The organism is Moritella sp. (genome assembly GCF_013215705.1).
GTDB lineage: Bacteria > Pseudomonadota > Gammaproteobacteria > Enterobacterales > Moritellaceae > Moritella.
In genome coordinates this window covers 83,320-108,099 of sequence record NZ_JABSQR010000004.1, presented here as the reverse complement: position 1 = coordinate 108,099, position 24,780 = coordinate 83,320, and the positions used below count along the sequence as shown (strand labels likewise).

The 24,780-nt window shown below is 40.5% G+C and carries 22 protein-coding genes and 1 riboswitch; of the genes, 9 read left to right on the top strand and 13 right to left on the bottom strand.

The genetic code is table 11. The annotated features are described in order from the left end of the window. Window positions 1-21 precede the first annotated feature (21 nt). Window positions 22-936 carry a LysR family transcriptional regulator gene (locus HRT96_RS00855; protein WP_293150846.1) on the bottom strand — a complete coding sequence of 305 codons (915 nt, stop codon included), beginning with the start codon at window positions 934-936 and terminating at the stop codon, window positions 22-24. Between the two features lie 119 nt (window positions 937-1,055). Between HRT96_RS00855 and HRT96_RS00850 the strand changes: the two genes are divergently transcribed. Both HRT96_RS00850 and HRT96_RS00845 read left to right on the top strand, forming a co-directional pair. Continuing rightward, complete coding sequence (locus tag HRT96_RS00850; RefSeq protein WP_293150843.1) at window positions 1,056-2,234, top strand: DSD1 family PLP-dependent enzyme; 1,179 nt, start codon at window positions 1,056-1,058, stop codon at window positions 2,232-2,234. Window positions 2,235-2,275: 41 nt separating this feature from the next. Next, window positions 2,276-3,220, top strand: a complete 945-nt coding sequence (locus tag HRT96_RS00845) for an ornithine cyclodeaminase family protein (RefSeq protein ID WP_293150840.1) — start codon at window positions 2,276-2,278, stop codon at window positions 3,218-3,220. Between the two features lie 137 nt (window positions 3,221-3,357). Here the strand turns inward: HRT96_RS00845 and add are convergent, their stop codons facing one another. Then, on the bottom strand, window positions 3,358-4,353 hold the full coding sequence (add, locus tag HRT96_RS00840; protein ID WP_293150837.1) for an adenosine deaminase: 996 nt from the start codon (window positions 4,351-4,353) through the stop codon (window positions 3,358-3,360). Between the two features lie 29 nt (window positions 4,354-4,382). Then, window positions 4,383-4,482, bottom strand: a riboswitch (purine riboswitch). 121 nt (window positions 4,483-4,603) lie between these two features. Between add and HRT96_RS00835 the strand changes: the two genes are divergently transcribed. Next, entirely contained in the window at window positions 4,604-5,359 is a 756-nt protein-coding gene (locus tag HRT96_RS00835; protein WP_293150834.1) for a hypothetical protein, read from the top strand. A 27-nt stretch (window positions 5,360-5,386) separates the two neighbouring features. Here HRT96_RS00835 and HRT96_RS00830 read toward each other — a convergent pair whose 3' ends face one another. Continuing rightward, window positions 5,387-6,244, bottom strand: a complete 858-nt coding sequence (locus HRT96_RS00830) for an EamA family transporter (protein ID WP_293150831.1) — start codon at window positions 6,242-6,244, stop codon at window positions 5,387-5,389. A gap of 115 nt (window positions 6,245-6,359) precedes the next feature. After that, window positions 6,360-7,067: an AraC family transcriptional regulator gene (locus HRT96_RS00825; RefSeq protein ID WP_293150828.1), complete on the bottom strand. Its 708-nt coding sequence runs from the start codon at window positions 7,065-7,067 to the stop codon at window positions 6,360-6,362. A gap of 180 nt (window positions 7,068-7,247) precedes the next feature. Here HRT96_RS00825 and HRT96_RS00820 point away from each other — a divergent pair, with 180 nt between their 5' ends. Together HRT96_RS00820 and HRT96_RS00815 are read left to right on the top strand one after the other, a co-directional pair. Continuing rightward, window positions 7,248-7,919, top strand: coding sequence for a hypothetical protein (locus tag HRT96_RS00820; protein ID WP_293150825.1), 672 nt, complete (start codon window positions 7,248-7,250; stop codon window positions 7,917-7,919). 147 nt (window positions 7,920-8,066) lie between these two features. Beyond that, window positions 8,067-8,552 (top strand): hypothetical protein, encoded by a 486-nt coding sequence (locus HRT96_RS00815; protein WP_293150822.1) that lies wholly within the window; start codon window positions 8,067-8,069, stop codon window positions 8,550-8,552. Window positions 8,553-8,629: 77 nt separating this feature from the next. Here HRT96_RS00815 and modC read toward each other — a convergent pair whose 3' ends face one another. The 5 genes from modC to HRT96_RS00790 form a co-directional block, all read right to left on the bottom strand. Next, complete coding sequence (modC, locus tag HRT96_RS00810; protein ID WP_293150820.1) at window positions 8,630-9,718, bottom strand: molybdenum ABC transporter ATP-binding protein ModC; 1,089 nt, start codon at window positions 9,716-9,718, stop codon at window positions 8,630-8,632. After that, window positions 9,718-10,404 (bottom strand): molybdate ABC transporter permease subunit, encoded by a 687-nt coding sequence (gene modB / locus HRT96_RS00805; RefSeq protein WP_293150818.1) that lies wholly within the window; start codon window positions 10,402-10,404, stop codon window positions 9,718-9,720. Before modB ends, modC begins: the two co-directional genes overlap by 1 nt. Window positions 10,405-10,450: 46 nt before the next feature. Next, window positions 10,451-11,248, bottom strand: a complete 798-nt coding sequence (modA, locus tag HRT96_RS00800; RefSeq protein ID WP_293150816.1) for a molybdate ABC transporter substrate-binding protein — start codon at window positions 11,246-11,248, stop codon at window positions 10,451-10,453. A 117-nt stretch (window positions 11,249-11,365) separates the two neighbouring features. Further along, window positions 11,366-12,529, bottom strand: coding sequence for a diguanylate cyclase (locus HRT96_RS00795; protein ID WP_293150814.1), 1,164 nt, complete (start codon window positions 12,527-12,529; stop codon window positions 11,366-11,368). Between the two features lie 152 nt (window positions 12,530-12,681). After that, window positions 12,682-13,956 (bottom strand): serine dehydratase subunit alpha family protein, encoded by a 1,275-nt coding sequence (locus tag HRT96_RS00790; RefSeq protein ID WP_293150812.1) that lies wholly within the window; start codon window positions 13,954-13,956, stop codon window positions 12,682-12,684. Between the two features lie 364 nt (window positions 13,957-14,320). Between HRT96_RS00790 and HRT96_RS00785 the strand changes: the two genes are divergently transcribed. Next, the gene (locus tag HRT96_RS00785) at window positions 14,321-15,157 is read left to right on the top strand and encodes a TOBE domain-containing protein (RefSeq protein ID WP_293150810.1); all 837 of its coding nucleotides are present in this window, start codon (window positions 14,321-14,323) and stop codon (window positions 15,155-15,157) included. A gap of 272 nt (window positions 15,158-15,429) precedes the next feature. After that, complete coding sequence (locus HRT96_RS00780; protein ID WP_293150808.1) at window positions 15,430-17,316, top strand: EAL domain-containing protein; 1,887 nt, start codon at window positions 15,430-15,432, stop codon at window positions 17,314-17,316. Between the two features lie 191 nt (window positions 17,317-17,507). On the opposite strand, the gene HRT96_RS00775 is transcribed toward HRT96_RS00780, so the two are convergent. The 4 genes from HRT96_RS00775 to HRT96_RS00760 all read right to left on the bottom strand — a co-directional run bounded on the left by HRT96_RS00775 (window position 17,508) and on the right by HRT96_RS00760 (window position 21,815). Then, window positions 17,508-18,911: a YfcC family protein gene (locus HRT96_RS00775; protein ID WP_293150806.1), complete on the bottom strand. Its 1,404-nt coding sequence runs from the start codon at window positions 18,909-18,911 to the stop codon at window positions 17,508-17,510. An 18-nt stretch (window positions 18,912-18,929) separates the two neighbouring features. After that, the gene (locus tag HRT96_RS00770; protein ID WP_293150804.1) at window positions 18,930-20,039 is read right to left on the bottom strand and encodes an NAD/NADP-dependent octopine/nopaline dehydrogenase family protein; all 1,110 of its coding nucleotides are present in this window, start codon (window positions 20,037-20,039) and stop codon (window positions 18,930-18,932) included. A gap of 179 nt (window positions 20,040-20,218) precedes the next feature. Continuing rightward, window positions 20,219-21,166: a LysR family transcriptional regulator gene (locus HRT96_RS00765; protein WP_293150802.1), complete on the bottom strand. Its 948-nt coding sequence runs from the start codon at window positions 21,164-21,166 to the stop codon at window positions 20,219-20,221. 40 nt (window positions 21,167-21,206) lie between these two features. Beyond that, window positions 21,207-21,815 (bottom strand): hypothetical protein, encoded by a 609-nt coding sequence (locus HRT96_RS00760; RefSeq protein ID WP_293150800.1) that lies wholly within the window; start codon window positions 21,813-21,815, stop codon window positions 21,207-21,209. Window positions 21,816-22,115: 300 nt separating this feature from the next. Here HRT96_RS00760 and HRT96_RS00755 point away from each other — a divergent pair, with 300 nt between their 5' ends. Then, a complete protein-coding gene (locus tag HRT96_RS00755) occupies window positions 22,116-23,303 on the top strand; it encodes an acetate/propionate family kinase (RefSeq protein ID WP_293150798.1) in 1,188 nt (395 codons plus the stop codon). Between the two features lie 287 nt (window positions 23,304-23,590). After that, window positions 23,591-24,778, top strand: coding sequence for an acetate/propionate family kinase (locus HRT96_RS00750; protein ID WP_293150796.1), 1,188 nt, complete (start codon window positions 23,591-23,593; stop codon window positions 24,776-24,778). Window positions 24,779-24,780 lie beyond the last annotated feature (2 nt).

Genomic DNA, 24,780 nt, shown 5'->3' with positions numbered 1-24,780 from the left:
TGTTATCTTGGTCTAAAATGACTATTTTTTTAACCAAGGTTGCTGTGCAAAACGTGCTTTTAGTAATTGTAAAAAATGTGCTGTTCTGGCTGAACGAGCGCCTGAATCAGTACCTAATAACGCCACAATATCGGCACTCGGCAAGCTATAGTCTGGTAATAACTGCACTAATCTTCCACTATTTAATTCAGGTTGCACATCCCATTCTGAGCGCATAATGATCCCATGGCCTGCGATTGCCCAGTTTTTCACAACGCTACCTTCGTTACTGGTAAAAGTGGGGGTAATGCGAATCGACTCTTGTTCTTGGCTGTCATTATGGGTGAAACGCCATAATGTCACGTCTTCACTGTTTTCCCGTAACGCAATACAAATGTGGTCTCGTAATTCTCGGGGCGATTTAAGCGGGCCATGGTTTTTTAAGTAATGAGGAGAAGCACAAAGAAAACGCTGATTAGGCGCAAGCGTCGCTAGCTTCAATGTCGAATCCCGTAACTCACCAATATAAATGATGATGTCCCATTTGTGGCTTTCCGCCCAGCTTGGGTTGTCCGAGAGCTCTAATTCGACAATTAGGTTTGGGTGTTGCTGTTGAAATTCGCCAACTAAGGGGGCTATGTAATCATTACCAAACCCCAAGGGGGCTAATACTTTGAGTGTACCACTGATTAGGTTCTTTTTACTGGCCATTAATGTGTGTATTTGATCCAGTTCAGCGAGAATAAAGCGGGCTTTTTTTTGTAGTAAATAACCTTCTTCGGTCAGGCTTATGCCACGGGCTTGGCGTTGTACCAATTTAACGCTCACTTTGGATTCAATTGCTTGCAGGCGTTGAGTCACTGTTGGCGGCGTCACATTAAGCTTACGCGCAGCCGCGGTTAAAGAGGGTTGAGTCGATATTACATAGAAAAAACGCAAATCTTCGCTGGTAAGCATTAAGTTCAAACCTAATATGATAGTTAGTAATCGTTAATATTATTCTAAATCCCGATACACCACAATGCGCATATTACCAAGCAGGTAACTCAGTAGAATGAATATAAGGAACGAGCACTATGTTAATTGGAAACACGATGCCAATCACAACAAGCTTAGCAAAGATAGACACGCCTTTTTTGTTGGTCGATAAAGCCAAGTTTGATACTAACGTGGCATTTTTAAGAGCAACGTTAGCCCCGCATAATGTGATATTAAGACCGCATTTAAAAACTGTTAAATCCATTGCGGGTGCGAAGCATATACTCGAAGGTTTTGATTCACCAGCGACTGTTTCGACCGTTAAAGAAGCGGAAGCATTTGCAGACGCGGGTTATAGCAATCTTATTTATGCCGTTGGTATCGTCCCACAAAAATTACCGCGTATTCAAGCACTGCTTAATAATGGCATCAATATTAGTATTTTGCTTGATAGTGTTGCGCAAGCAAAAGCGGTAGCCGCATTTTGTCAGACGCAAAATATTAAGATCCCGACGTTATTGGAAGTTGATTGTGATGGCCATCGCGGTGGTATTCAACCTGACGATACGCGTTTAGTCGAGATTGCCAGAATTTTGCATCAAGGTGGTGCTGAGTTACGAGGTGTACTGACCCATGCGGGCGAATCTTATGATTGTATCAGTAAAGCGGCGTTAGTCGCTGCGGCTGAAGGGGAGCGCAGTGCCGCGGTGGTTGCTGCTACTCAGTTAATTGAAAGTGGATTACCTTGTCCTGTGGTGAGCGTTGGTTCGACTCCTACAGCTCATTTTGCCGAGAACTTAGATGGCGTAACTGAAGTGAGAGCAGGCGTGTATACCTTTTTTGATCTAGTCATGGCGGGCATTGGTGTATGTAAACCTGACGATATTGCATTGTCGGTTGTCACCAGTGTGATTGGTCATAACGAAGAGAAAGACTGGTTGTTTATTGATGCGGGTTGGATGTCATTATCGCAAGACCGCGGTACCCAGTCGCAACGTCAAGACTGTGGTTATGGCTTAGTCTGCGATAACGACGGCAATATTATCTCCGGCTTACAGGTTATCGGCGTCAATCAGGAACATGGCATTATTGCTGCAGTTAGTAACGATATTGATGGTGCGATTGATAGCGGAAAGTTAATGGATATAGCGGTAGGCACGCAGTTACGCATTTTACCCAATCATGCTTGCGCTACTGCAGCCATGCACGCGGGTTATTACGTGGCAGATCCCGCGCAGATTGAACTTGATTATTGGCAACGAATTCAAGGCTGGTAGTAATACCTGTTACAGTAATTTTATAGGAAGATTCAGACAATATGAAATACATGAGTGAAGCATTATCGAGTCAATTAATCAGTCATGAACTGGCATTCAATGCGGTATCCGCAGCGTTAATTGCGGCGAGTGAGCAAGCCAAGTTATTCCCCGTTGTGATCGCAGAGGGGCATGCTGAAAACAGTATCTTTTCGCTTAAATCAGCTAACACAGCAGAACTAGTGGGTTGGAAAGCGGGGAGTTATTGGCCTAGTAATACCGCGAAAAATATCCCTTGTCATGCCTCGACGATCTTTCTATTAGATCAAGAAACCGGGCGTCTGGATGCCGTGATTGAAGGCAGTACTGTGAATGCTTACCGCACGGCAGCAGCGGATGCGGTTGCAGTATCGGTATTAGCACGTGAAGACGCGAACTGTTTAGCTATTTTTGGCACGGGTCATCAGGCATTTTATGAAGGTGTTGCGGTTTGTCGGGTACGTGATATCCGTAGTGTTCTGGTGGTTGGCCGTAATAATGATAAAGCACAAGCTATGGTTGATAAATTAGCGGCTGTGGGGATTAACGCTCAAGTAACAGAGGCTGAAGAGGCTTGTCGCGCTGCGGATATTATCATTACCGCAACAACGGCTCGTGAAGCACTGTTTTCTGCAGAATGGGTGCAAGCGGGCACGCATATTTCGGCAATGGGGGTTGATACCAAAGGTAAGCAAGAGTTACCTTTGGCCTTGTTTGATAACGCTGATTTATACTGTGATTTTACGTCGCAGTCGGTGGTGATTGGCGAATTTCAGCACGCTGACAAAGACGTGGTAAGCAATAAATTAACCATGATTGGTGCGGTATTATCGGGGCGCGCACAAGGGCGTATCAATAATAGCGATATTACTATTTTTGATAGTTCGGGTATTGCTGTGCAGGACTTGTTTGTCGGACAACATTTATTGAATGCAGCGCTAGATGCTGGGCATGCTATGGAGTGCTGATGTTGAAGGCTAGTTGACAAATCGCAGGCATTAAAAAGGCGGGTTTGATGCCCGCCTTGATACTGATTATTCGTCGTTATTATTGATGCTTGCTGTTTATGTTCTGTATTGATTGATGAACAAGAAGCTTAAGTTTTTTATTCAGCAAACGTCGATAAATGTTGTTTTACAGAGTCAGATGCGAACGCATGTTCAATGCTGATCTTGTAAATGTTGAAATAGTCTTCACGGCTTAAGCTAAACTCTTCCATTACTTTACGTACTTCATCGGTCATGGTGGTATTTGACACAGTTCGGTTATCAGTATTAATGGTGATTTGAATGCCGTCTTGGTAGAACGCTTTAACTGGATGGTTGGCTAAGTTTTCAACCGCTTTGGTTTGCACATTACTGCTTGGACAGGTTTCTAATGCAATGTTCTGGGTTTTAACAAGCTTGTACGCATCTTCATGGCCAGTAATATGAATACCATGACCAATACGTTCTGCACCTAATAATGAAACTGCATCAAATACGTTTTGACCCACACCTTGCTCACCAGCATGAATGGTTACACGGTAACCTTTTTCAATGGCGTATTGTGCATAAGGCACAAATTCAGCGCAGAACCCTGGTGCTTCACCACCTGCTAAATCGAATGCCACAATACCACCGTTTAAGTATTTAGCAGCCGTATCCAGTACTTCTTTGATTCTGTCTTTTGGCATATGACGTAAGATAGATAAAATGTAGTTACCCTTGATGTCATACATGGCTTCGGCACGTTTCATACCTGCAACAACACTGTCAAATACTTGCTCAAGGGTTAGACCCTGTTCGAGGTGTAGCATAGGACCAAAACGTACTTCTAGGTATTTTACGTTTTCTTGTGCTGCATCTTCAAATACTTCAAAAGAGATGCGCTCAATGCCTTCCGCTGTTTGCATTACTGACAATGGCAGGTCAAAGCGCTGTAGATATTCGCCAAGATCGGTACATGTTTCAGGTGCGATCATTAACGTTCTGATCGCTTCAATGTCGTTACTTGGTAGGGTAATGTTTTGTTCAGCTGCAAGCGCAATGATTGTTTCTGGGCGAACACTGCCGTCTAGGTGGCAATGTAGGTCAATCTTCGGTAAGTCAAAGTAATTCATGAGTCTCTACCTTTATGTATTATTTTAGGTTTTAAAGTTACAGACTTCATAATCAAGAGTTTAAGGATCTTGGTAGAAACTCCCAAACCATATTATTGGGATTATACGAAGTGATTTAATGACGTAGTTTAGCAGTATGGTTTAAACACTGCAATTCGTGGGGGCTATCCTTTGGCGCTGTCAATCTTGGTGTTATCATATTGATTAACGATAGCACTATTTAGTATTGAATAAGGCATAGGATTTTATTATGAAGATTCAAATATCAGCAAGTAATGCGCTGTGTAAATGGATGAAGCTGGACTTAGCCAGAATAACAAGTGTCGACGGTAAACGTATTGGAACACAAACAATCACTACTGATGCCGAGACGCTTGCCTGGCAATGCCATGTTATAAAAAACAATGCTCAGTCTCATCACGGGACTGTGATAGCCGTTGAATCCCGCAGCCGTTATGTGATGATCTTTCCTGACCTGGCTCCACCCACTCAAGCTGAATTTGAAGCGCTATTTTTAGGGCGATTATTTATTGAAATGGTTAATCTGATGCTGCACAGTGGTTCGATTGAAGAATCTGTTGCTGACATAGTTACCTCGCAATTCCTCAGCGAAACCGAGGGTTTTTGTTGGTTTAAAAATACTGACTTAAGTGTGAACGGTCATGTCAGCGATACAGAGTCTTGGATCCGTCAAAGTGGTGAAAATAACGATGTAACGGCTTATAACGATGATGAAGCGTATGGTTTGTCTATGCACATAAATGAAATGCGGAAACGCATTGCCAGCGAAGGGCGTAACAAGCGTTTTATTCCGGTCGCACGACTGCTTGATGATACTTTATTTCGCTTTGCCAAAGGTTTAGCCCGTGATAGTTATCCTGACACAGCCAACGGTCATTTCCCCAGCCCTTATCCAAAAATTACTGAAGAGAGTAAACAAGAACACAAAGCGATACCTGATAATGTGGTTTGCCTAACAAGTTTCCGTAAACAAAAATTGAAGTAACTTGGGTATAACTTAGACCAGCTACTACTAGACCTTTATAGCGGCTAGTTTTGTCTTCGTATTAGCAATAATTGCTCCGGATAATATCAATGCGAGTGCAATGATGATGTTAGTAGACCAAGCGTTAAAGCCTGCAATGGCCAAAATGACAGATGAAATGAGTGGTGTGCTAAAACTTAATGACGCGAGCAATTGCTGGTTACCTTTTTTTAAGGCGATGTCCCATAAGTAAAAAGCGCCCCCGACAGGACCTAATCCGAGTAACAATATTCCGCCCCATTCAGCCACGCTAAAACTCCAATTACTGGTTTCAAATTGCCAATGTGCGATTAATGCCAATAATGCAACTGCTGCAGATAACCAGGCGATATCTTCCACGTCGTTGTTTGATGTGGATAAGAACCATGAATAGCTGCCCCAAATAACAGCGCAAATAGCAGCAAGAAAATAACCAATTTGATAGTCGCTATTTAACGTTAGTTCACCATTACCAACGATAATGAAAGCGATGCCGATAAAACCTAAGCCGCCGCCGATGAGTGCTCTGAATCGACTTTGTTTGTTGGCGACCAGTGTGGCTAATAATAATGGCCATAGATACACAATTAAACTGACCTCGATAACAGGCGCGAATTTAAGTGCCATGAAATAACAGAAGTGGAACCCAAACAATCCAATTATGCCAAACAGCCATTGTTTGAGGGTTAATGTTGGTTTGGTGAAAACGGGCTTTTTAACGGTGATCCGTTTGATGATGACAATGATTGCGGAGAGAGTAAAACACAGTGAGAGTAATTGAAATGCAGGTATATTCGCAGTAACTGTGCCTAACAGCGCTAAAGTGCCCCATAACCCAATTGCCATCAAACCGTATAATGTAGCCATTATTTATTATCCTTAAGTAATTTTAATGACTGAATAATAAACCTTAAATATATAGTAAAGTTTGCTGAAAGGACGATTTTATTGACTGAAACGCTACTTGTTTATAGCTGACTAACTAATGGCTGAATGCTTTGGGAGATTGGCCGAAATAGTTAGAAAAACGTCGACTAAAGGCGGACAGGTCTTGATAACCGACTTGTGCTGCGACAATACGAATAGGCAGATCGGTATGAGCGAGCAGGGCAGAGGCCTTCTCCATACGTAATTGGGTGATGTATTTATGCGTAGTCATATTGATATTCTGTTTGAATAGCTTCTTGTATTGGCTGGTGCTTAAACACGCAATTTTAGCTAACTGCTCGATGCTAAATAGCACACTGACATCTTGCTTGATGAAATGGATAACCTCTGCTATTCGAGCGTCGATACGGTCATGACATGTTTGTTGAGCAAGGAGTTGATAAAACAATGCAAACGCAGTTGATTCAAGCTGTTTATTTATTTGATGTGCTAGCTGCTTGTCGATGAACTGTATATAAGCAAGCAGAGGAGGGTTTATCGAGAATTTTTCAATACCCGATTCAGTAATATTCTCTGGAAAACTGTCCATATCAACCACAATAAAACGGGCTGCATCATCTGCCCGAAAGTCATGTTGTTGCCCAGCTTTAATAATCACACAATCACCAATACTGACTTTACCAGTGTAATCGCCAACCTTAATATTAATCGCGCCATGTAACGGCAGCACCAGCTGGTGGAACTCATGATAATGACTGCGTATTTGGCTGGTATAAGCGCGAATAGAAAGGTTGTTAGGCATGTTAATTCGCTTTTCCTTAGCTTTGAGCAATGTTTAATATCTTAAAGGGTAAGTGTTTATTTTGATAGGTAAATGTATCTAAGTACATAGCGCTAATTTTGTGTTTTGTAGCTGAAAAATCATTTAAATTATGATTTAATAGAATAATATTAAGTAATTATAAGATATTAGAATGACGATATGAATGACACACAAGAAAAACAGCTAAAGTATCTAGTTGTACATCTCTGCCGAGTGAGCAAAGCGCTTTTATGGTACATGATACTGCCTGTTAATTTAGCGTTAGCTGCGCCACTAAGTTGTGAGTCATTTACTCATGATAAAGAACCCTATATTGACCAGAGTGAATTATCAGAACTGCTCTTTGGTGTTGAGAGAAGAAGAGATGAAATTAAACCTCTTTATGCTTATTTAAATGAGATTGGTTCAATTTCAATATCGTATGATGAATTTAAGGATATTGAAATATGCCTGACTAAAAAAGATAACAGGTTTTTTATTCGAAATAGGAATGTTCTATTAACGGCATTGTTTAGCCGAATTGAACATTTATCCTCGGTAAATAATAGAGTCAAAAAATCAGAAAAAAATAAAGTATTAGAGATACTTTTTAATGGGGATATTTATGAGGTAGGGGCCGCTATTGATGCTACTGCGGTATTTAAAGATGAGGCTGCGGTTGATGCACTAGGAAGATTAGCTCTAGAGTCTGAAAAAGAGACAATTATTGACGATGTATTATCTGCATTGCACCTTATTGGTACTGAGGCTGCGAGAGTTAAGGTGATTGAGCTTAAGAGTGTAAAACCTAATTTCAGGGATGATATCGATGATTATTTACAAGATTGGTAATACTTAAATTAATAATATTAATGGACTAATTATTTCACGAAAAAGCTCAGGAATATGGCATTAATTGAACTGCGAGATTTTTTGGATGCAGATGTTATAGCGAAGTAGTATAGAGTTGGCTTGGTATTTTTAACGTTAGAGGTAGTTATGAATAGGTTTGTAAATAATGCATTTGTTTTTTTTGCGCTATTTTGTGTGAGTAATGCTAAGGCATTTACTATTGATATGGAGAACTCCGACGCCATAAACTCGCTTGGCTTTTATAATGTGGACAATATGAAAATGGGTGGGGTAGGTTATTTAGAACCAAGGGGATTTTCGGTTTGCAAAAAAAATGGAGTCTTGATGATTAATGGTTTTACTATTTTGCAAAAAGAGAAGGGCAATGAATATAGTTATTACAAGCTTTATAAGGGTGAAAAAGGCATCGACATTTCTGAGGCCGGTAGTTCTTTAGGTTACTTAACATACCATACAGCAGCTACAAGAATTGCGTTTGCAAAGCAATGTGATTTTATTTTTGAACATAACAAATTTCCACTAATAAGAATAAATACAATATTTGGAACTGATAATTTATCATCACTGATAAAGAAAAAAGATGATGAAAAACGCAAAGATGCTCACAAATAAGATTGTGTAATTATCTACTTATACTAAGGGCAATATCTACATCAACTAGATTAGCGAATCATTAGAATCGTTATCCCTCAAAACGACTGCGCTAATTCACTTTCTGTCATGCTTACGCCTTTGATCTGAGCATATACACTTTGCCCAACGGTTAGTGCTAAATCATCACAGGCCCATGGGGTGATGTTTGCCCATATGTGGTCATCACCAAACGCCAATTTAACCTGCACATTATCACTTGATTGCGAATGTATAATCTCGGTAATTGTCGTCGGTAGAATATTACGAATACTACTGTCTTGTGGACGTGTTTTACACAGAGATACATGGTTAGCATGAATACGTACACGCAGTTTACTGCTCACAGGTAAAGGTAAACCATTGATCCACAGATAAGTACCATCAGTGAGCGCTAACTTACTCATGCGGTAGCCTTCATTCAATTCAGTGACCGTCGCCATCAATAATGAGCTTTGCTCTTTGGCTGGCAACCAAGGGCGCATTTCTGCACTGTCCCAAACGTCTTGCAACGGACCATTCACCAACACTTTGCCTTTGTCTAATACCAGCATGGTATCGGCGAGCTGTAAGATCTCATCTAAACTGTGGCTTACATAAATAATCGGTAAATTAAGGGTCTTAGCAAGTTGTAATAAATAAGGAATAAGCTCACGCTTGCGGGGTAAATCTAATGCTGCTAATGGTTCATCCATTAATAACATTTGTGGGCGTGTGAGCAAGGCGCGACCAATGGCAACGCGCTGTTTTTCACCACCAGAAAGGGTCGATGGATAACGGTTTAATAATTCATCTAAACCAAGTAACTTCACCACAGAATCAAAATGAACCTGGTCTTTATCCTTATTGCCATAATTGAGATTACCGCGCACGCTGTAGTGGGGGAATAAACGCGCTTCTTGAAATACATAACCGATACGGCGACGTTCTGGCGGTAAATTAATCCGCAGTCGCTGGTGGTAAAGGTGCGTATCGCCTAAGGTTAGCTGCCCCTTATCAGGTGTAGATAATCCGCCAAGAATATTCACCAACGAGGTCTTACCTGCACCAGAACGACCAAACACAGCACAGATACCTTGCATCGGAATTTGAGCATTCACTTGCAAATCTAAGTCACCCAGTTGTTTCTTTATATCAATAGTTAACATTATGACGCGACTCGCTGTTGGGCTTTTTTGGCTAACCATTGTGATGCAGTTAATGATAATACGGCAATAACAATAGCAATCACACACAAGCGTGCAGCTTCATGCTCAGCACCTGGGGTTTGAATAAAAGAGTACATGGCTAATGGAATAGTACGCGTCTCTCCGGGGATATTAGACACAAAGGTAATGGTTGAGCCAAACTCACCTAAACTACGGGCAAAGGCCAGCACCATACCAGAAACAATACCGGGTAGGGTTAACGGCAGGGTAATGGTAAAAAATACCCGTAAGCGATTACTACCTAGGGTTCGTGCGGCTTGTTCTAAGCGTATATCGACACTTTCAAATGACAAACGGATCGCATGTACCATTAACGGAAACGAGACGATTGCCGCTGCTAATGCTGCGCCACGCCAACTAAAGCTAAAGCTCCAACCAAACCAGTCATAAAGTACCGCGCCAATGCTGCCTTGACGCCCCATAGAGATTAATAATATATAACCAATCACCACGGGCGGTAAGACCAAAGGTAAGTGAATCAGGCTGTCAAACAGCGACTTACCCGGAAACTCACAACGGGCGAGTATCCATGCGCAAGCGATACCAAAGGGCAGACTGAATAACACCGCCACACTCGATACTTTTAAACTCAGCAGCAAGGCTGCAATTTCATAATCACTTAACAAAGCTATTTACCTTAAAATAGAGTTGACCTTAAATAGATAGTTGACCTTAAATAGAGAGTACCTTAAAACCGTATTTGACAAATATTGTTTGTGCAGCGTCTGATTGTAAGTATTGATAGAAGCTTGAGGTTGCAGCGTTGGCGTTACTATTGACCATGACTAATGGATATTCAATGGCCTTATGGCTACTTGCAGGGAAGGTAGCAACTGTTTTTACCTTTTTAGCTATTTGTGCATCAGTCGCATACACAATACCAAAAGGTGACTCGCCACGCTCAACAAGCGCTAATGCGCCGCGAACATTATTGGCACGGGCTAATAACGGCATCGCTTGTTGCCATAAATCTAAACTTTCTAACGCTTGTTTAGCATAGCGACCCGCAGGTACATGATCGGGATCGCCCACTGCAATTCTGCTATCTCCAACAGCTTGCGTTATATTCCAATGTTTGGTTAATGTGATGTTATCTACAAGGCTGTTGTTTGGTGCGATGAGTACCAGTGAATTACGCAATAAGGTCACTCTAGAGTTAGCGGCGACCGCTTTTTGCTTGACTAAATAATCCATCCACTTTTGGTTTGCAGATAAATAGATTTGTGCGGGAGCACCTTGGGCAATTTGTCTTGCCAAGGTTGAAGATGATGCAAAAGAGAATACCGGATTTATTGTTGTTGGGTTTGCTATAGGATCTGCTTGAAATATCTCACCGACCTCAGTTAAGGCATTCGTTAATGAGGCGGCTGCAAAAATGAGGACTCGTTCTTCTGCCATTACACTGCTGCTGAGTGTTAATAAAATAATGGTAACGAGTTGCTTCAATCTGTTGCGATAGCGCTGTGTCATTAGTAATGCCTTATGTATATTTTATTTGAATGAGAGGTAAACACCCAAGCGTTATATAGTTGGTTATATATCGATAAGCAAATTTTAGCCCTGTTAACGTAAATTAACAAGGCTATTTTAACTCGATACGCGATTTCGCCCGGCTACTTTTGCTTCATACAGCTTCATATCAGCACGCTTAAGTGTATCTTCAAAACAGTTATCACGACTTTTATTATGTAAAGCAATACCTGCACTTAGCGTAACAGAGAACTCATTACCACCATTTGGAAAGCGTAACTCAGAGACTTGATGGCGGATCATTTCTGCCATATCAATCGCTGAAATTACATTATCAAAGAAACCGATAAGCACAAATTCTTCACCACCATAGCGCATACAATAATCGCTTGATTTGGCATTCTTGCTCATCACGTTTGCAACTTGTTGTAGTACATGATCACCATTGACGTGACCATACATATCATTTACTTTTTTGAAATGATCAAGATCGATAAATATTGCTACAAGATGATGATTCGTCATTTTATTTTGATTAAGCAATGACGGTATGATCTCTTTTAAGAAGCGTTTTGTATACAAATTGGTGAGCGCGTCACGAACCGATAGTTCACTCAATTGGTGAACAAAATAATTAATAATGAGAACCATGGTAAAAATAAAAATGAGAAAACCAAATAACAAGACGCCGGAGGTTCTTAATACCGCCCAGAAAATATTTGATTTCATATCGTCAAGGTAAAGTCCCGTACCAATAAGCCAATCCCAAGCTGCGTAATGGGCTACATAAGATATTTTCGGGAATTCTTCAGATGTGTTTAATTTAGGCCAAGTATAAGAAACCCAGCCCCCACCTTTTCTGGCTTCGCGATCAAACTCTTGGAAAATATATTTACCGGTACTGTCTGCCCAATTCATCATATTTAAGCCGACTAAATTAGGCATGTAAGGCTGTATTAAAATCTTGCCTTTACTGTCATTGATCCAAAAATAACCATCATCACCATACGTTGCCGACTCGAGTGTCCGCATCGCCATTTGTTGAGCTTCGACAGTGGTCAGTTTTTCAGATAATTCGAGTTGATGAAAGTGTTGAATAATACCGAGGGCTGATTCAATGAAATTTTTGGATTGGGCTTTTTTTTCTTCTTCTAAACTGGCTGAAAAAGAATGATAGAAGAACAATAGAAAGGCAACGATCCCGATGATAATCATAATTGACAGACCAACCAATTTATTTTGGAGTGGTAGTCGATACGACTTTGAGGATAGGTTGTCCATTGTTACTCCTAATAACGTTTGATTCCATTAATGAGGTCGTGCAATCTTTATGCACATACAGAATGTGACATAGCGTGCGATTATATACATTAATGGTCAAGTTAGCGCTATCATTTTCGATTAATTTACTTATTTTTTAAATACGTCGTTGATTATGCTGACATGATATTAATAATTGTCGCATCGGTGTTAGCCATACCGTTGGTCACTAACTTACCGATATTGCGGATGCTGGTTTCAATATCACGTGCAATAATCCCTTGGTCAAATGCATGTGCATCATTCATCGCTAACATAAAGGCGGTTATTGCACTGCTGGTGGATGTTTTTACTTTCATTGCACATGTCGACTTTGCACCATCACATACCATCCCAGAGCAGTCGCTTAATACATTTTGGATGGCATAACATGATTGTTCATAGTTGCCATTAGCAAGATAAACCATTGCCATCGCGGCTGCTGCACTGGTCACTGTATTACCACAAAATGCAGACAATGGTGGGTAGTGTTGTTTTATATAAATAGCGCCAAGATGACTTAAGATCAGTGCGCGAGCAAGTTGCTCATCACTAACTTGATAATGTTTTGCAATCATCACAACGGGAATGGTAGCTGCGATACCTTGATTACCGCTGCCGTAATTACTCATTGCGGGTAATGTTGCGCCACCCATTCTTGCATCCGATGCTGCTGAGGTACGCATCACAATGGTATTGTTAAGATCGGCAGCCATAAAACCACTTTGAATATTTTTTTCGATGGTGCGACCGACTTGTAGACCGTAAGCATGTTTTAAACCTTCATCAGCTAAATGTGAGTTTAATTTAGCGGCATCGAGGATAAAGGCAATATCGGCAAAATCAGCGCCCATTGCGTAATCGTAAATACCTTGAATGCTTATATCGATATCGTCGCAAATATGACTCGCGTTGGTAGGTGAGCAGCTATTATTACTGAATACGAGTTTACCGTTTAGAGTCGTCTTTGTTATGTGGGTGTGACCACCACTGATTTCGACAATTGCAATATCATGCTGATACTGTGCTTTTACATGACAATAAATGAACTCACTGGAGTGGGTGCGTTCAACGATGACTTTACCCGCATCAATTAGCCCTTGGGCTTCTTCAACCTGCTCTGCAGTTATTTTGGCGAGTACTTCTAAACCCGCATTCGGATCACCAGCAATAGCACCAACTGCAGCCGCAATGGGTAAGCCTATTTTTCCGGTGCCAGGTACAAATACACCCATTGAATTTTTATATAAATTGTCTGATACCTGAACCGTAATTTGTTCAGGTGTTTGCGACAGCATGCTCGCTGCAATGGCGGATGCATATGCTGCTGAGATTGGTTCGGTGCAACCTAATGCTGGTTTCACATAGGTGTTAAGTAGATGTTTATATTGTTGCCACTGATTGTTCATAGATATTCCTTATTGATACTGAAGATTACCTTCAGCATCATCCTGCTCTTGACGTTAATATACGCGGGCTTACACTTCCTTACATTCATGTTATTACTCTACGCCTGTGCATGGAGAATATTTTTTCTTATATCAAAGTATTTACACGATTAAAGAGCATAAATTTTCCCATGATGACTCGATAACCTATTATTTTCGGAGTTGTGCTCATTTCTTCTTCTTCTTCAATGTAAAGCTTGGCTAATTTGATTTGATTGTGTGGTTTTTACTGTTGATGCTGACTACGGCTGTACACTGGGCTGGAGTTGTTATTATTGTACTGATGGCGCACAATATGAACTTCATTTTTAGCTGATGATATACCATGGATTTTAAAGCATTACTGACCATCTCGGTTGCCGATAAAGTGTTTGCTAACCCCAAACGGATCGCGTTGTTACAACAGATACAAACCTGTGGTTCGATTAGTCAGGGAGCTAAGCTTGCTGGTATGAGTTATAAGACGGCGTGGGATTCGGTTAAAGATATGAATACTCGTCTGTCAGAACCTGTTGTAAATAGTGAAAAGGGTGGTAAAGGTGGTGGTGGAGCTAAGTTAACAGCCTTTGGTGAACGTTTATTGAAAATGTATGCACTCACTGACCAAATGCAAGGTATGGTATTAGAAGCCTTGCAAGATCAAACTATCCCAATGAATAATTTACTGGATGTGATGGGACACTTTTCCTTGAAAACCAGTGCTCGCAATCAATTGTCTGGCACCATTGTATCCTTAGGCAATAATCTCACGGGTGCTGGCTTTAATCATGATGATTTAAATGTACACCTTGAGGTCGAGCTAACTAGTGGACTACGACTTAATGCTTGTGTGACTCAAAGCAGCTGTGCACGATTGTCATTAGCAATTGGCAAACCAATTTTATTATTATTTAAAGCGCCAGCTGTGACGATTAGTCGTGATAAAGAAGCTGGAGAGCATCAAAATCAATTGCGGGGCATTGTGCATGAAATTCACAGTAACAGTCAGACGACTGAAGTTACACTTGCGCTGCTAGAGAAAAGCACGCAAGGTGAAACGGCGCCACAAATGATTTACGCTTCTATTGATACGCAATTAGCGAATGAGCTAAAGCTTGTTGTTGGTGGTGAGTATTATGCGGTGTTTTCATCCAGTCAAACTATCGTTGCTTGTATGGGCTAGTGGTATTTTTTGTATATCAACGCCAGTCTAACCAATAGCGGTAGTCGAGTATTTCAGCGTTGTCCAAGGTTGTTAGGTACAGGTCACTAGGTTTTTTCCGTGTTGGTGAACTCTTAAATGATTTTTGTTCTAAAATTAAAGTAATTATCAAAATTGATATTTCATCTGATTAAACAGTGGTATTTTATGTTTAGGGTTATTTAGATTATAAATGGCACTCTAAATATAAGGTTTTACACATTGTTTAATTGAATTAATGTCTTAAAGAGTAGATGAAAATCATGAATCAAGAGAGTTATAGCGATATTGAGATACCTGCTGACATACTTGAAAATTGGCAAGGGTTAATAGAACACATTGCGGAAATCACCTCGATTCCGATATCACTCGTGATGCGTTTACAATCTCATGAAATAGAAGTCTGTGTCACAAATACACATATTGACAACCCTTATCAGGTAGGAGATAGAGAGGCATTAAATGGTGAGCTTTTGTGTGAAGCTGTGATTGATTCACAACAGGAATTGCTGGTACCCAATATGTTGCGGGATCTACATTGGTGTAATAATCCAGATGTTAAATTAGGGGTGATTGCTTATTGCGGCTTGCCGCTTAATTGGCCGACAGGTAAGCCATTCGGTACTCTCTGTATGCTCGATATTAAAGATAATAGCTATACGCTACCACAGCGTGAATTATTACAATTATTTAAAAAGATGGTTGAGGCTAGTCTCACTATCTTGTATCAACAGTACGTATTGGAACAGAAAGTAAAGCAGCGCACCGCTGAACTAGAAAGGGTTAATCATAAGTTGAGTAAGACGCTTGATCTGCATGCTGCTGCAGAGCAAACGATTCAGTTGCAAAAGTATCGCAACATATTAACCGGGTTACCGAATATTAACCAATTAGAAAAGCATTTCAATGACCATATCCTTACATCAGCTAACAAAACCGCATTATTGCATTTACGGATAACTAACTTAACTCATATCCGCAATAATTTGGGCTTGTTATGTTCACAATATATTACTCAGTATGTGGCAGATAAATTAAGGCTGTTATACTCGAAAGGTGTTTATGTCGCCTTACTTTCGGATGATTGTTTTGCCCTGTTGTATCGTCAGGATAATAATGACTTTATGCCAACGATTATGGTGATTATTGATGATATTTTAGAGTTGCTTGATATGAAGGTTGCATTTCAAGAGCACCGCATTAGCTTAACTTATTGTGTGGGGGCTTCTGTATACCCAGATAATAGCCGCAGTTTTTTGGAATTGATGAATAATACCAGTGTATCAACATCACAATGTCAGCTAAATAATAAGAGCTATCAGTTCTTTGATGCGGTGATGAAAACGGATCTAATGGATCGCTTTCAAATCGAATCGCAACTGTATAATGCCTTGGAAAATGATGAGCTGAGCTTGCATTATCAACCATTTTTTGATGTGGCTAATAATCAACTAATAGGTTCGGAAGCATTATTACGCTGGCATAATCCTTTATTAGGCTATGTCGCACCCGATAAATTTATTGCCATCGCGGAGCAGTCCGGAATGATGGTTGAAATTGGGTATTTTGTTCTTCGCTCTGCGATCCAACAATTAGCCCGCTGGCAACAAGTACACAATGAAGCATTTTTTATTGCTGTTAATCTCTCGCCACTACAACTTCAAGATAAAGAGCTGGTTAATAAAATCCAAGATTTATTAGAAACCTATAATGTGAGTGCCAATTCGCTGGAAATAGAAATTACCGAAAATGTATTTTTAGGCGATCAAGATGGCGCACTACAAATATTGCAAGATATTGATGCTTTGGGGATCCGTATTGCGTTGGATGATTTTGGGACGGGTTATTCATCACTCAGTTACATCCAGCGTTTTCCATTTAGTTCGGTTAAAATTGATCGCAGTTTTATTGCGAGTCTAGCTACTTCGGAGTTAAATCAGCATTTGGTTAAAGCGATTATATCCATGGCAACAGCATTTAACTTAAAAGTGGTAGCAGAAGGGATTGAAGACGCGACACAGGCGAGTTTTATTAAAAATGCAGGTGGGCATATTTACCAAGGGTATTTCTTTGGACGTCCGGTAGGTGCGGATGAGTTTACACGGTTGTATGTTAATCCGTTATCATTATTAGTTAATTAAGCTTGCTAGCATAAGTGGTTAACCTTTCTGGCTTGCTTCAACTGCGCTTAAATTTGTTTAATTGCGTAAGCCAAAATGCCTATCAGCGTTAACGGATAGGCGTTTTGTATTGCTATAGCTTGTAGGTTAAGCCGTTGGTGCTCTAACATCGCCGGTAGGTCACCGGCTGGGGCTTATTGATGATTGTTCTATTAACTAAACGCGACCGAGAGACTGAGTAGTATCATGACTAATACTGAGATCATACCTACTAACGGCAGGGTAAACTTAAGCCATGATGAATAACTCACACGACCAATTGCTAACGCGCCCATGACTACACCGGATGTTGGGGTAATGATATTGGGTAAACCGGATGCAGATTGGTAAGCGGTAACCACTAACTCACGACCTACACCAGAAAAATCTGCTAACGGTGCCATGATCGGCATCGTCAATACAGCAAGGCCAGAAGAAGAGGGCACGATAAGACATAGCACAGCTTCAATCCAGTAAATTGCATTAATGAAGGCGATCTCGTTTAAACCGCCGAGTAGACCTTCGGCGAAGTTTAAAATAGTATGGGTAATATTACCGTTATCCATCACCACAACTAAACCACGTGCGATAGCAATGATTAAGGCCACACCTAATAAATCTCGTGCGCCATTAATGAAACTGTCAGTTAGTTCACTTTCTGACAAACGACCTACAATGCCAATGACAATACTCGCACCGATGAATAACGCAGACAACTCTGCCATCCACCAACCTGCAGCGGATACACCCCAAACCATAGTTGCAAATGAGACCGCGAAAATAGCTAATACTGCTTTGCGCGTACCAGTTAATGCTGGTATTTGTTGGCTTCTACTGTGTAGAAAGTGCTGCTCATTATCCTCTTTTTGATGGAATACTAATGATGCTGACGGGTCTTGTTTTACTTTTTCTGCATAACGCATGACATAAATAACACAAAGTAACCAACCTAATACCAAAATAACAGCGCGTAATGCAAAACCTTCCATGAAGTTGATTTCTGCCGCATTAGAAGCGATTACTGTTGCAAAAGGATTAATAGTGGAACCTAAACAACCAATACCTGCACCGATCATAATTATTGCTACCCCGACAATACTGTCATAACCCGCAGCAATCATTACCGGAATTAATAGGGTATAAAATGGCAGCGTTTCCTCTGCCATGCCATAAACAGTACCGCCCATTGCAAATAACCCCATCAAGATTGGGATCATCCACTTTTCGCGGCCATCAAGGCGTTTCATTGTTGCTGCAATACCTGCATCAATGGCACCAGTACGGGTAACCACTGCAATAAAACCACCAATGATTAACACAAATAATGCGACATCGACAGCGCGAGCAGCATAGCTTGATGGATCATAGAAACCTTGTACAGGTGCCATTAATACTTCAACTATGCCTTGTGGATTGGCTTCTACGGTTTGGTATGAACCTACTTGCGGTACTTTTTTACCCAAGTCGTCATTCATTGCCATTTGATATTTACCTGCTGGGATCACCCAAGTCAGTGCAGCCATCAATACCGTGAGCAGAAATAAAATCGTATAAGTAGAGGGGAATTTAAGTCTCATTACTGGTATTTCCTTATATTAAGCCACGAAGTGCATGATGTCAGCTACCGACATATGTGCTAAGCCCATTTTTTCGAGGGTGCGTCCTGCAGTAAAATAATTAGTATCGTTATACGCATTATCTAGGTGTAAACAAGCGGTAACTATCGGTGTTTCAATATTGGTTAAACGACCAAATTCATGACAAGGTACTAATAAATACGCTGCATCTTCGGTGATATAACGGTTAGATGCCGAATTTGGTGCACTGTTTAACTTACCGTGGGTTTCGGAAGTACGATTAACTTGGTAAACATTTTCACATTGCATTGCATACAGGGCATTCATTGACTCTAACTCTGGTACTAAGGCTAAGCCTAATGCATTACCAATTTGCATACGTTCATTTTCCATTACGGCGGCTGCCTTAGCCGTTGATGGAGAGCAACAATCTTTGTAGTAATTAAACTTACCGTCGAAGTTTTCTAACAAACCCATGTTTAAGGTTGTTAATAATGGGTGGCCGCCAAAGTTGATATTTTCCAGTCCGACACTGATCACGTTAGCCAAAGGTGTTAGTGGTAATGGCATGATTGGCTGTAGTTTGGCGATTGCTTCTGCGGTTTTATGCGCAGGTAAAGCGGCGACAGGTAAGAACTCTTTCATACCCAAAATGGCTAACTGTGCAGGACCGACGATACGGGTCGCCCACGGGATTGAAATTGCATCGACAAAGGTAATGTCAAGATTTTGATAACCTTGCTCTGTTTTTATGCGGTTGAGAACCAGTGAGCCATAGTTACCTGGCATTAACATGATGATTTGACCATCGCGTAGATGAGGTAACATATCGATGAATAAAGGCTCTTGGGCAAATGATGGCACGGGTAAAATAAGTAGGTCAGAAAATGCGACGGTTTCAGCCAAGTCTCGGCTTATTTTAGCTATGGATTGAAAACCAGCGTAAGTCAAAGCAACATTATTAAATTCAGCTAATGCAGTAATACCACCATGCTGTTCAATATCGCTAAGCGGTTGATCAAAGCCGCTCGAACCGTATAAGCATACCTGCGCACCGTGCAATGAAAAATGATAAGCTGCAGTTAATCCTGCATTACCTGAACCAATAACGGATACTCGAGTAGACATAGTGATACCTTTTTATGATGATTAAATTTCGTCATCAGTGTAAGGAATAGTCATCTATTTTGAACAATGTAGAATAGTTTTGGTTGTATGCAAAAATGTAATACCACTGCAATGTTAATTGATTATAGTGTTGATTAAATTAATATTTATTTAAATTTGTTATGGCCAGATTGTAACTGTTAATTGTGATCTTGGTTGGTTTTGCTGTCATTTAGGTCACGCATAGCTCCAATATTTAAATAAATACCCATTTCATCGGCCTGTAACATAAATTGTTCGACGAACCGTTCGGCATGATGATGTAAAGGTTTTAATGCAGGGTATAAGATCTCGAATTCAAAGGGTAAAGAAAATTTTAGTGGTCGCATGACAACCTGTTCATGTTCACTGGCCATATGCGCAGTAAAAGGGTCTGTGATTGCAATGCCAACACCTTCGCGTACTAATGCCGCAGCAGTGTTCGCAAGTGAGACTTCGACACATTCAATCGTGGTTAAGTTATAGCGACGTAATAACCGATCTATTTTTAACTGTGTGGAGTCCTTTTCATGACGAATAAGTACTTGTCCTGCGATATCTTGAATATCTATTGCAGCGAGGTTAGCTAATGGAGATTTTGCTGGAATTAAGCAAACGCATTCACAGATCACTTGTTGTGCCATTACTCCTGGGAAATCTTGAGTTATAAAGGCAAAACCAATATCACAGGTTTGGCTCTGAACTCGTCGTACAACGCCTTCTGAACGCTCGGTTTTGACGGCGACTTTCATGCGTGGTGATTGTTTGATTACTGAAGCTAAAATACGAGGTAAAAAAGCATGCGACAATAATGGCATTGTTGCAATATTGAGACTACCAAAATGGTTGGTTCGTATAGATTCTGCTGCACTATCCAAACCTGTAATCGCATCAAATACCTTCGCGACTTCAAAATAGAATGCCTGGCCTTCATCGCTTAGCATTAAGCGGTTACCTTTACGGATGAATAATTTAAAACCAATACGTTGTTCAAGTCCAGCAATAAGGCGGCTGACGGCGGGTTGGCTTAAATAGAGGCGTTCAGCAGCAGCTGTTACTGTTTGGCATTCGATTACAGCTTTAAAGGCATTAAGTTGGGTTAGTTTCATTGTTATAAGATGTTTCTTTAGATTAGATGCGTATTTACAATTATTTAAACGAGAACTGTATACCTAAATTATAGCTAAATTCATTGTCGGTTCTATTCGCATATTCAAGGCCAGCAACTAGCCCAAAGGTTGAACCAAGTTGGAAAACATTTTTTAATCCGATAGTATTCTTATGTTCTTCAACTGCTTCATATTGGTACGAAAGGTCAGCCATCCAATGTTTAGCGATTTGAGATTTTACACCAATGTTGCAATAACCTGCAGTTTCAGAAAAAGAAGGGCGTTCCTGCCTATCACCACGATAATTAACCACACCGCAAGAGACAGGTAGTGAAAATGTTGCTGAACGTGCAAACACATAACCAACACCTGCTGACTTGGTATCTATGTCAGAACTAAATCGAGTCCTGAAGTCTGCATAACCTTCAATAAATATATCGTCAACGATATTAGCACTTGCATCAAGATACAGCCCAGCTAAATCTTTATTTTCTGAGTTATGGTATTGCTTACCAAAATAAGGTGTCATTGCATCCGATGAATAGTTAGTTGCTTTATAACCAAAACCAAAATATGAAAAGTTATCAGCAATGTCTGTACTTGCATAAACATTACTTGATAATAATAAGGTGAGTATGAGCTTTTTCATGTGATCCCTTGTTGTAAAATACGATCTATTTTAATTATTATAAAAAATTATATTTTGTGTGTAAACTGAAATATATGAATGAGTGCAAGGTTAAAACTAGTTTTTTATTTCACACGAAATGGCATTAAGGCTACTTTATTGGCTTTAGTCGCTGGATAACTGTCTTAGATCAACGAAATGTGGCTGTTAATCAACTTGATGTAAAATTAAGTTGAATTATTCAATAAATATTGAATAATAGAAGGTACATTATAAGTGACCCAAGTCACAACAATAGTCTGAAACAGGAATCATATTCACATGTCTAACTCATTTGTACTAGTGATCAACTCTGGTAGCTCATCTTTAAAATTCGCGGTTATCGATTCAAACACCGGTGATGCTGTTCTTAGTGGATTAGGAGAGTGTTTTGGCCTTCCTGAAGCGGTAATTAGCTGGAAATATGAAGGACAGAAGTCCGAAGAAGCTATCACTGGTGAGGGTAATCATCACGAGCTGGCGATTAAGCGCATTGTTGCACTCATCGAAACGCTAGGGCTAACGTCACAGCTTGTTGCTGTTGGCCATCGTATTGTTCATGGTGGAGAGAAATTCACCAGCACAGTAAAAATTGATGAATCAGTGTTAAACGAAATTCGTAACCTGTCAGATCTTGCACCGTTACATAACCCTGCTGGTGCAAAAGGCATTGAAGCTGCAATGCAAGCTTTCCCATCATTACCACAATTTGCTGTATTTGATACGGCATTCCATCAGACTATGCCTGCCAAAGCATTTACCGGTGCGATTTCAAACAAACTTTATACAGATTATGGTATTCGTCGTTATGGTTTCCACGGCACAAGCCATTATTACGTTAGCCGTGAAGCCGCTAAAATGATTAATAAGCCTATCGAAGAAAGCAGCTTTATCTCTGTTCATCTTGGTAACGGTGCATCTGTATGTGCAATTCGTGATGGTAAAAGTGTTGATACAAGCATGGGCTTTACCCCGTTAGCTGGCTTGATGATGGGTACACGTTGTGGTGATTTAGACCCTGGCATTATCGAATTTTTATTGAAAAAAGGCTGGTCACAAGATGAAGTTTATAAAGAGCTGAATACTAACTCAGGCTTTATGGGTGTTTCTGGTTTAACCAGTGACTGCCGCGGTATTATCGACGCGATGGAACAGGGCCATAAAGGTGCGACATTAGCATTCCAAGTATTTACTTACCGTGTTGCGAAATACATTGCATCATATATGGTATCGCTTGAATCACTTGACGGTATTATCTTCACCGGTGGTATTGGTGAAAATGCGCTGCCAATTCGTCGTGAAGTATTAGCTTACTTGAAGATCTTTGGTTATAAAGAAGATGAAAAAGCCAATGCAGCGGCTCGATTTGGTAATGCTGGACTAATTACTGAAGCTGGTACGCCTGTTGTAATGGTTATCCCAACCAACGAAGAATTTGTTATTGCTCAGCAGTCAGTAGAACTACTCTAGTTCTATTATCGTTAAAATTCGTCACCGTGATTGTAAAAGACTCAAACATTGTTTGAGTCTTTTTTTATGGACGTTAATTAATCGTGCGTATTTGCTATTTAACAAGATTAAATCTTATTAATTTGTTAATGAATAGAGGTTACGGTTGTTTTAGATCAACGAAATGGTGAGCAGTTATCTGATTGTGGATGAATTTTGTTGAAAGATTATTGAATTATTGAATAATGAGTATTACCCAATAAGTGATATCAATCACAATAGTAATTATAAACAGGAACAACACCTACATGTCTAACTCATTTGTACTTGTGATCAACTCTGGTAGTTCATCGTTAAAATTCGCACTGATCGATTCAAATACTGGTGATGCTGTTCTTAATGGATTAGGAGAGTGTTTTGGCCTTCCTGAAGCAGTTGTTAGCTGGAAGTATGAAGGACAGAAGTCTGAAGAAGCTATCACAGGTGAAGGTAATCATCACGAGCTGGCGATTAACCGTATCGTCGCACTAATCGAAAGCTTAGGCTTAACGTCACAGATTGTGGCTGTTGGTCATCGTATTGTGCACGGTGGTGAGAAATTTACCAATACAATTAGAATTGATGAGTCGGTATTAAGCGAAATTCGTGACCTTTCAGATCTTGCGCCGTTGCATAATCCTGCAGGTGCAAAAGGTATTGAAGCTGCAATGCATGCCTTCCCATCATTACCACAATTCGCAGTATTTGATACGGCATTCCACCAGACTATGCCAGCCAAAGCATTTACTAGTACGATCTCTAATAAGCTTTACAAAGACTATGGTATTCGTCGTTATGGTTTCCACGGCACCAGCCATTATTTTGTTAGCCGCGAAGCCGCTAAAATGATTAATAAGCCGGTTGAAGAAAGCAGCTTTATTTCTGTTCACTTAGGTAATGGTGCGTCTGTCTGTGCTATTCGTGATGGTCAAAGTGTTGATACAAGCATGGGCTTTACCCCGTTAGCTGGCTTGATGATGGGTACACGTTGTGGTGATTTAGACCCAGGCATTATCGAGTTCTTACTGAACAAAGGTTGGTCACAAGATGAAGTTTATAAAGAGCTTAATACTAATTCAGGCTTTATGGGCGTATCAGGTTTAACCAGTGACTGTCGTGGTATTATCGATGCAATGGAACAGGGCCACCAAGGCGCGACATTAGCATTCCAAGTATTTACTTATCGTGTTGCTAAATACATTGCGTCATACATGGTCTCACTTGAATCGCTTGACGGTATTATCTTCACTGGTGGTATTGGTGAAAATGCGCTGCCAATTCGTAGCGAAGTATTGGCTTATTTGAAGATATTTGGTTATAAAGAAGATGAAAAAGCCAATGCAGCGGCTCGATTTGGTAATGCTGGACTAATTACTGAAGCTGGTACACCGGTTGCTATGGTAATTCCGACCAACGAAGAATTTGTCATTGCACAGCAGTCAGTCGAACTACTGTAATC